Annotated in this window: 7 protein-coding genes and 1 tRNA gene; 5 read left to right on the forward strand and 3 right to left on the reverse strand. The window is 64.6% G+C overall.

Annotated elements, in window-relative coordinates; all coding sequences use genetic code 11:
* Window positions 1-20: 20 nt before the first annotated feature.
* Window positions 21-1,499, reverse strand: coding sequence for a DEAD/DEAH box helicase (locus IE88_RS0113720; protein WP_031555475.1), 1,479 nt, complete (start codon window positions 1,497-1,499; stop codon window positions 21-23).
* A 300-nt stretch (window positions 1,500-1,799) separates the two neighbouring features.
* Here IE88_RS0113720 and IE88_RS0113725 point away from each other — a divergent pair, with 300 nt between their 5' ends.
* The 4 genes from IE88_RS0113725 (at window position 1,800) to IE88_RS0113740 (ending at window position 5,510) form a co-directional block, all read left to right on the forward strand.
* Window positions 1,800-2,705: an alpha/beta fold hydrolase gene (locus tag IE88_RS0113725; protein ID WP_031555478.1), complete on the forward strand. Its 906-nt coding sequence runs from the start codon at window positions 1,800-1,802 to the stop codon at window positions 2,703-2,705.
* 74 nt (window positions 2,706-2,779) lie between these two features.
* Complete coding sequence (locus IE88_RS0113730; protein ID WP_031555482.1) at window positions 2,780-3,802, forward strand: NADP-dependent oxidoreductase; 1,023 nt, start codon at window positions 2,780-2,782, stop codon at window positions 3,800-3,802.
* A 96-nt stretch (window positions 3,803-3,898) separates the two neighbouring features.
* Window positions 3,899-3,975 (forward strand) — tRNA-Asp (locus IE88_RS0113735).
* Between the two features lie 131 nt (window positions 3,976-4,106).
* A complete protein-coding gene (locus tag IE88_RS0113740) occupies window positions 4,107-5,510 on the forward strand; it encodes a DUF6538 domain-containing protein (protein ID WP_031555485.1) in 1,404 nt (467 codons plus the stop codon).
* A gap of 619 nt (window positions 5,511-6,129) precedes the next feature.
* Here IE88_RS0113740 and IE88_RS16740 read toward each other — a convergent pair.
* Both IE88_RS16740 and IE88_RS18245 read right to left on the reverse strand, forming a co-directional pair.
* Window positions 6,130-6,588: a helix-turn-helix domain-containing protein gene (locus IE88_RS16740; protein WP_036767343.1), complete on the reverse strand. Its 459-nt coding sequence runs from the start codon at window positions 6,586-6,588 to the stop codon at window positions 6,130-6,132.
* A gap of 76 nt (window positions 6,589-6,664) precedes the next feature.
* Window positions 6,665-6,808 carry a hypothetical protein gene (locus IE88_RS18245; RefSeq protein WP_156032612.1) on the reverse strand — a complete coding sequence of 48 codons (144 nt, stop codon included), beginning with the start codon at window positions 6,806-6,808 and terminating at the stop codon, window positions 6,665-6,667.
* 641 nt (window positions 6,809-7,449) lie between these two features.
* On the opposite strand from IE88_RS18245, the gene IE88_RS0113765 reads away from it, so the two are divergent.
* Window positions 7,450-7,776: a hypothetical protein gene (locus IE88_RS0113765; RefSeq protein WP_031555492.1), complete on the forward strand. Its 327-nt coding sequence runs from the start codon at window positions 7,450-7,452 to the stop codon at window positions 7,774-7,776.
* Window positions 7,777-7,788: the final 12 nt, after the last annotated feature.

The raw sequence follows: 7,788 nt of genomic DNA on the forward strand, positions 1-7,788 counted from the left end.
CTTTGCGGGAGAGCGCGCGGTCAGGCCGCGCGCACCTCGTTCTGCAGGATGAAGGCCGGAACGTGGTCGCCGAAGCCGACGACCGCGTCGCCGTGATTCATCGCGGGGCCGTCATCGCGCCGTCCGCGCCCCTTGCCGCCGCGCGACCGCCGGGAGCCTTGCGCCTTGGCTTCGTCGCGGGACTCCTCGGCCTGGGGCTCGTCTTCGGACTTCGCCTCGGACGCGGCTTCGGCTCCCGCCTTCTGCGGTTTCGCGGCCGCTTCGTCCTCTCCTGCGCGCTTCTTGCCGCGGCCGCCGCGCCTGCGCTCATCCGGCTTGCTTCGGCCGCGCCTCGGCTTATCGCTGACGTCCACGGTTTCGAAGAAATCGCCGAGATCGACTTCCTCGATCTCCTTCATGCCGGTGGTTTCGAGGACGGCCTTGAACTGCTTGTCGTCATTCGGCGTGACCAGCATGACGGCCGTGCCCTTCCGTCCGGCGCGCCCCGTCCGGCCGATCCGGTGGACATAGTCGTCCGAATTCACGGGCACGTCGAAATTGAAGACGTGGCTCACCTCGGGAATGTCGAGGCCGCGCGCCGCGACGTCCGAGGCGATCAGGAGCTTCAGCTCCCCGTCGCGGAAAGCCTGAAGCGTTTCCATGCGGAAGGCCTGAGCGAGGTCGCCATGGATGGGCCGCGCATCATAGCCGTGTTTCTGAAGCGACTTGGCGACGATATCGACGTTCCGCTTGCGGTTGCAGAAGACGATGCCGTTCTTGAGCTCCTCGCCCGCATCGTCGATCACGCGGCGCAGCGTCGCGCGCTTGAGGGCGTCGTCGCCCTTCGGCATCTTCACGATGAGCTGGCGGATCGTCTCGGCGGTCTGCGCCGGACGGCTGACCTCGACCCGCGCGGGGGCGGAGAGGAACTGCTGCGTGATGCGCGTGATCTCGTCCGGCATGGTCGCCGAGAAGAAGAGGGTCTGGCGCGTGAAGGGCGTCAGGCCGAGAATCTTCTCGATATCCGGGATGAAGCCCATGTCGAGCATGCGGTCGGCTTCGTCGATCACCATGACCTCGATGCCGGTCAAGAGCAGCTTGCCGCGCTCGAAATGGTCGAGAAGGCGGCCGGGCGTCGCGATCAGGACGTCGACGCCGCGCGTCAGCGCCATCTCCTGGTCCTTAAAGGACACGCCGCCGATCAGCAGCGCCATGGAGAGCTTGTGGTACTTGCCGTATTTCTCGAAGCTCTCGGCGACCTGCGCCGCGAGCTCGCGAGTCGGGGCCAGGACGAGGCTGCGCGGCATGCGCGCCTTGGCCCGTCCCTTGGACAGGCGATGGATCATCGGGATGGTAAAGGCGGCGGTCTTGCCGGTGCCCGTCTGGGCGATGCCGAGCACGTCGCGGCCCGCCAGCGCCTCGGGTATGGCCTGCTCCTGGATCGGAGTGGGCGTCTCGTAACCGGCGTCGAGGACGCCCTTGAGGGTTTTCGGCTCGAGGCCGAGTTCGTCGAACTTCATGGAATGCTTACTCGCTTGGGAATTCGGAACGGATGGCTGGAGTGTCCTGCGCATCGCGAGCCGTTCGGCAGCGAGGCGCTGTCCTTGAAGCCGTGCAAAGCCGAGAGGGCCGTCTCGTGCTTATGGCGCGGCGGGAGCGAGGCAGCGTGTTACGCACAGGGTCGGAACGACTCGGCAGCGCGCCTTCGCAAGCGCGAGATAGGTGCAGCGCGGCCACTTGTAAAGCCATGCGCGAAAGAGAGTGCGAGCAAAAGGTGACCTCTGCCCAACAACAGGACACAAGAGGGAATGACTCATGCCTTGCCGACGAATGTTCCGGTCGAAGAATGCAGCTTCACGGTTGCGGGTCTGCGGCTGGCTTACCGCATCTGGGGCGATCCTTCCAAACCGGCTGTTCTGTTGCAGCATGGCGGCAAGGATCATGCGCGCAGCTGGGACTGGACCGTTGCTGCTCTGGCTGATGAATACTGCCTGATCGCTCCGGACCTGCGCGGGCACGGCGACTCGGATCACGTGCCCGGCGGCGGCTACAGCGCGAGCGATAACCTGGCGGACCTGGCGATGCTGATGGACGAGCTGGCGGAGCGCGGGTTCGCGCGCGCGCTGCCGCTGGTCGGGCATTCGGCGGGCGGAAATCTCGTCCTGCGCTACGCGGCCGCCTATCCGGAGCGCGTGACGCGGATCGTGTCGATGGAGGGCCTCGGCTTCTCGCAGAAAAGCTATGACGAGGTGACGGCGACGCCGCTGCGGGAGCGTATGCGGAAGGCGGCGGAGCGCCGGCTCATGCTCTCCAAGGCGGCGCCGCGGCGCTTTGCCGATCCCGAAGAGGCGGTCGCGCGCATGGCCGGGCTCCACAAGCAGCTCCATCCCGATCAGGCGCGGCATCTGGCCCTCAATGCGCTGACGCGGGCGGAGGAGGGCGGCTGGCGCTGGAAGCACGATCCGGTCATGGGCTTCCTCGACCCCCGCCCGGTGCCGCCCTCCGAATACCTGCCGCTCTATGCCGAGATTCCCTGTCCCGTCCTTCTCATGTATGGCCTGGAAAGCTGGGCCACCTCCCCGCGGGAGGACGGCCGCATCGACGCTTTCCGGGATGCCAGGCTGATCGAGTATGAGCGGGCCGGCCACTGGCTCCATCACGACCGCTTCGAAGCCTTCATCGCGGACCTGCGCGCATTTCTGGAAGGAAGCGAGGAGGCCGGCTGAGACTGCGGTCCGCGCTTGCACGGCTTTCCCGGCCTCGTCATGCCCGTTTTCGAAAGAAGAGAATGGAGGCACCCATGACCACGTCACGCCAGATCCAGCTCAAGGGCTATCCCGACGGCGCGCCGACCCCGGACCTGTTCCAGGAAGCCACGGTCGAGCTGCCTGCGCCGCAGGACGGCCAGGCGCTGGTCGAGACGCTCTACATGTCGGTCGACCCCTATATGCGCGGCCGCATGAACCCCCACGTGAAGAGCTACATCCCGCCCTTCCAGCTGAACGAGCCGCTCGACGGCGGGGCGGTCTGCCGGGTTCTTGAGTCGAAGACGCCGGAGCTGTCCGAAGGCGACATCGTCGTCGGCATGGGCGGCGCGGGCTGGCGCAGCCATGCGATCATCACGCCGAAGGGCTTCTCGAAGATCGATCCCGACCTCGTGCCGCTGCCTGCCTATCTGGGGGTCCTCGGCATGCCGGGCCTGACCGCCTGGGCGGGCCTGACCCAGATCATCAAGCCCAAAGAGGGCGAGACGCTCTATGTCTCCGGCGCCGCCGGTGCCGTGGGCTCGCTCGTCTGCCAGCTCGGCAAGCATTACGGCATGACCGTGCTCGGCTCGGCGGGCAGCCAGGAGAAGCTCGACTGGCTCGTGCGCGAGGCGGGCGTGGATCACGCCTTCAACTACAAGGAGCACGATGCCCGCTCGCTGACCAAGGCCATCGCCGAGGTCGCGCCCAAGGGCGTGGACGGCTATTTCGAGAATGTCGGCGGCATGCAGCTCGAGGCGCTGCTCAACGTCATCGCCTTCGGCGGGCGCATCGCCGCCTGCGGCATGATCGCGAACTACAACGCGAAAGAGCTGCCGCCGGGCCCCTCCAGCATCATCAACATCATTCCGCGCGGCGTGCTGATGCAGGGCTTCATCGTCTCGAACTACGCGCACCTGCAGGACGATTTCATCAAGGAGGTCGCCCCGCTCGTCGCCTCGGGCAAGATCAAGCACGAGGAGACGATCTATGACGGCCTCGAAAAGGCGCCCGAGGCGTTTCTCGGCCTCTTCGAAGGCGCGAATACCGGCAAGGCCGTGGTGAAGGTCGGCGCCTGACGCTTTTGGGGAAAAAGCTGCCGGGACGGACGGAAAACCCGCTTGACCGTCCCGGCTCACCCCTCTACACGCCCGGAACGCGCTGCGAAGCGCAACGCGGGTGTAGCTCAGTTGGTTAGAGTGCCGGCCTGTCACGCCGGAGGTCGCGGGTTCGAGCCCCGTCACTCGCGCCATTTTCTGCTAATCAGAAATTGGCCAAAGTATTGAAAGCAAACGGTTTTCTCGTTTGCTCCGCGTGAGTGGCGCGCCCCAACCGGGGAAATCGTGCTACAAAATGTCCACAAAACGTGCTACACCGCTGCTCATGGTGAGCCGGTCTGACGCCGATCGCTACCTCAAATCACGCGGCCGCAGGTGGTGGTATTGCCGCCGCGTTCCGACCCGTTTTGCCCATCTCGATACCCGCGGCACAATCAGAGAAAGTCTGGGGACGGACTCTCTGGAAGTGGCTCGCCTGCGCCGTGACCATCTGGCCGAGGCCGACGATGCCTATTGGCAAGGGCTGGCCCTGGCCGCTGCCGGGGAGGGTGGAGCCGAGGCCCTGGGGGCGCTGCGTCAGCGGCACAAGGCCGCCCAGACCCGGGCGCTGGCGGCGGGCTTCACCTACCGGACAGTCGACCGCCTCGCTGCGACCCCCGACCTCGACGACCTGGTCGAGCGGCTGCTCGCCGTCCGGGAGCGGAGCCACAGCGATGACATCGCGCCGCGGGAAGCCGAGGCGCTTCTGGGCGGTGCCCCGCAGCCGCCGGTCAGGGTCTCCGATGCGTTCGAGATCTATCTGCGTGAGATCGCCTTCAACGACACCCTCTACAAGTCACCCCGGCAGCGCTACAGCTGGGAGAAGACCAAGCGCACCTCGATCGGCTATTTCATCGATCAGGTCGGCGATCTCGTCCTCACCGAGATCACGAGAGACCACGCCCTCGATTATCAGCGCTGGTGGTCGGCGCAGGTGAAGCCCAACGATCCCAAGGCCAAGCCCGTGGCACCGAACACGGCGAACCGCCATATCGGCAATATCCGCACGCTGTACACGTCCTATTTCGAGCATATCGGCGAAGAAGAGCGTCCGAACCCCTTCCGCGGCATTCACTTCAAGGCAAAGTCGCGGACCGAAGTGCCGCCCTTCGAGAATGACTGGGTCCAGGGCCGGATCCTGCAGCCGGGGGCGTTGATCGGCCTCAATCTGGACCTCCAGGTCATCACCTATATGCTGATCGAAACGGGATGTCGCCCCAGCGAGATCATCAATCTGCAGCCGGAGGATATCGTGCTCGAGGCGGCTGTCCCTCACATCGCCATTCGGGCCCGGACCAGCCGTGAGATCAAGACGCTGACCTCGGCCCGCGAGATTCCGCTGGTCGGCGTCGCGTTGGAGGCGGCCAAGCGTGCCCGAGGAGGCTTCCCCCGCTATCAGGACAAGAGCGAGCTCTTCTCCGCCAATATGATGAAGGGATTTCGACGCCGCGGCCTTTTTCCGACCCCGGATCATGTCATCTATTCGTTCAGGCATGCCTTCGAGAAGCGGATGCAGGAGGCCAATATCGACTACGGGCTGCGTTGCCTCCTGATGGGGCACAAGACGACCCGGCCCGTTTATGGCGATGGCGGTTCACTCGCCTACCGTAGGGAAGAGCTTCTCAAGATTGCCCACCCCTTCTCGCCCGAGATCTTCGAGCGGCTCGATGACGAGGTCGCGTCGCGCTGAGGCAAGCGATGAGCCGGGTCTCTTCCTCTTCGCGCTGGGTGATCTCCTGGTCGAGGCGCTGGAAGAGGCCGCAATAGCCGGGGCCGCAACAGCGGACCACATGGGCAGCAATGCGCCGGGCTTCGTAGAGGCGATCGAGATTGTCGGGTTCGCTCGGCATGGCGATGTCGAGCGGACGCAGCGAGGAAAGCGGTGCGATCCTATGGAGACGGGTCCGTCGCGTCGCGGGCTACCGGCTTGGTAAATGCCGACGCCAAAATCCGTCCGGTTTGGTCCGTGCTTTCTCAACGGATGAGCGCAATTTTAGCGCGAGTGGCCTTTGTTCAACACGGGGAGAGACCGGTGTGCCCGACGACCGATCCGGCATGCCGGACCCGACCCCTTCGATGCGTCGCTCCTCCAAGCCAGCGACGCCGCAAGAGTATCAGGGCCTTCAGGCACCGATCGCGCGGGAGCCGATCCCCGGCGAGCCCTGCCGGCTGATCGGCAAGGTCTATAATTGGTCGCCGATCTACTTTGAGGTGGCGATCCTTTCGAGGGACGAGGTCGGCAAGCGCAAGGTCGCGAAGAGGCGCGTTCACCTTACGCCGTGTCCGTACTGCTCAGACCATGGGTCGGTCTAGGCGGCGTGGCTGCCATCGTTCGATCCAGGCCCGCCGCCCGCTAAGTCTTCGAGAAGACGGCGGAGCGTCTGGTCATCGAGCTTGTCGAGATTGCTGTAGACAACCTTTCGGATGTGGGGGCTCTCAAGGGTGACCGCACGCCTACGGATAAGTTCCAACACGATCGCGCCGTCAAGAGGAGAGGGGTCTTCGGCCGGAAGCCCTCGGTCGTCGAGCCCCTCAAGGAGCGCATGGGTCTCGATCTCGAGCGCGGCCGCAAGCTTGATCAGTGTGGGAAGGGAGGGTGGTCTCTTGCCAGCTTCAAACTTGGCAATGGTGGACCCGGAACCGATCCCGACCATCTCGGCCAGATGGGTTTGCGAGAGCCCGCGGCGAAGGCGCGCCATGAGAAGTCTGTTTCCCAGTCTCTGGGCAATGCGCGCCGCGCTCGGGCAAATATCGGCTGGTCCTTCCATCCCTTAACCCTGCTTCACCGCAAAGTATCTGGGGAAAACAAAATCTTGACAAGCGGAATCAGCAAAGTCCGCCGAATCAGCTTTTGCGCGTGAAGGCAGATCGGAAGGCGTCATCGTCGCGTTCGGCGAGCAGGCGGACGCTCGCATGAACGACGACCCGGAGTGATGCGTCAAAGGGCGCTTCGCCGATGAGTTCGCCCAGGAGCTGCTTGAGCTTCATGGCCGACGGTCCAGAGACTTCGACAGATGCCGCTTTTGGGGCGCGAGCCGGTGCGGTCAGAGAGGTGCAGTCATGCCGTTCCCCGAGGCGGATCAGCTCGGGCCCCGACGCGCTCAAAAGCGCTGCTCGCACGATGTCCGTGATCTTTCCCGTCGAGACTCCGAGGCTGCAGGCCCGCCGCCGCACCGCCTGGAGACAGGACTGAAAGTCCCTGTCGGCGGACAGGCGGATCTGATGGGTCTCCATGGGCGCGATGCCCTTTCCAGTGTGGACGTTTCCATAGGCCGCGATTCCTTCTCTCGTGTCGCGTACCCGGCCACATCCTAGCGCAGCTTGTGCCGTTCCGCACGCCGACGGCTCTGTCATGATTTGTGATGAGGCGGTGGGGGCCAGCACCTTTCGCTGAGCGAAAGGGTCTTGCCGTGGCGGCAAGACGAAACGCCGAAAACGGCCCAGATCTTCGTCTTTAGCGTGTGGTCCCGTTTTCACGGCCCGGTTTACGGGAACGCCTTGCCGAGACGGCCAGATCATGGCCGTTCAGGCCATATAATCCGTAGACAAAACAGTTTGATCGGAGGGGAATTCTGTTTCTTGATGAGCGGGCCGGAGCGGTTCCGGCGTTATTAGAAGGAAACCCATCCATGCAATCTTTACTTTCCCATCAGCGTACGGAGAGGGCGGCCCAGACCGTCGTCGCCGGTGCGCTGCTGGTCGCCGCCGCCGCGGTGATGACGGTGCCGGCCCTTGCCGGTGCCGATACCACCTTTGACACGGCGGTCACGACCATCACCGGATATATCAATGGCTCGGCCGGCAAGCTCGCCGCCCTTGTATCCCTCGGTTACGGCATCGTCCGTATGGCCACGAGCGGCTGGTCGCTCGGCCATGTCGGCGTGCCCATCGCCGTCGGCGTTTCGGCCGGGATCGGTGGACCGATCGTCCAGTCGTCGGTCACCGCGCTCATCTGACCCTTCATCAAA

The organism is Parvularcula oceani, from assembly GCF_000733125.1.
Taxonomy (GTDB): Bacteria; Pseudomonadota; Alphaproteobacteria; order Caulobacterales; family Parvularculaceae; genus Parvularcula; species Parvularcula oceani.

Bases quoted from the DNA above. Each gene is read 5' to 3' on its own strand.
- IE88_RS0113720 (WP_031555475.1), bottom strand. From the start codon at position 1,499: ATGAAGTTCGACGAACTCGGCCTCGAGCCGAAAACCCTCAAGGGCGTC.
- IE88_RS0113730 (WP_031555482.1), top strand. From the start codon at position 2,780: ATGACCACGTCACGCCAGATCCAGCTCAAGGGCTATCCCGACGGCGCG.
- IE88_RS0113740 (WP_031555485.1), top strand. From the start codon at position 4,107: ATGGTGAGCCGGTCTGACGCCGATCGCTACCTCAAATCACGCGGCCGC.
- IE88_RS16740 (WP_036767343.1), bottom strand. From the start codon at position 6,588: ATGGAAGGACCAGCCGATATTTGCCCGAGCGCGGCGCGCATTGCCCAG.
- IE88_RS18245 (WP_156032612.1), bottom strand. From the start codon at position 6,808: ATGAAGCTCAAGCAGCTCCTGGGCGAACTCATCGGCGAAGCGCCCTTT.
- IE88_RS0113765 (WP_031555492.1), top strand. From the start codon at position 7,450: ATGCAATCTTTACTTTCCCATCAGCGTACGGAGAGGGCGGCCCAGACC.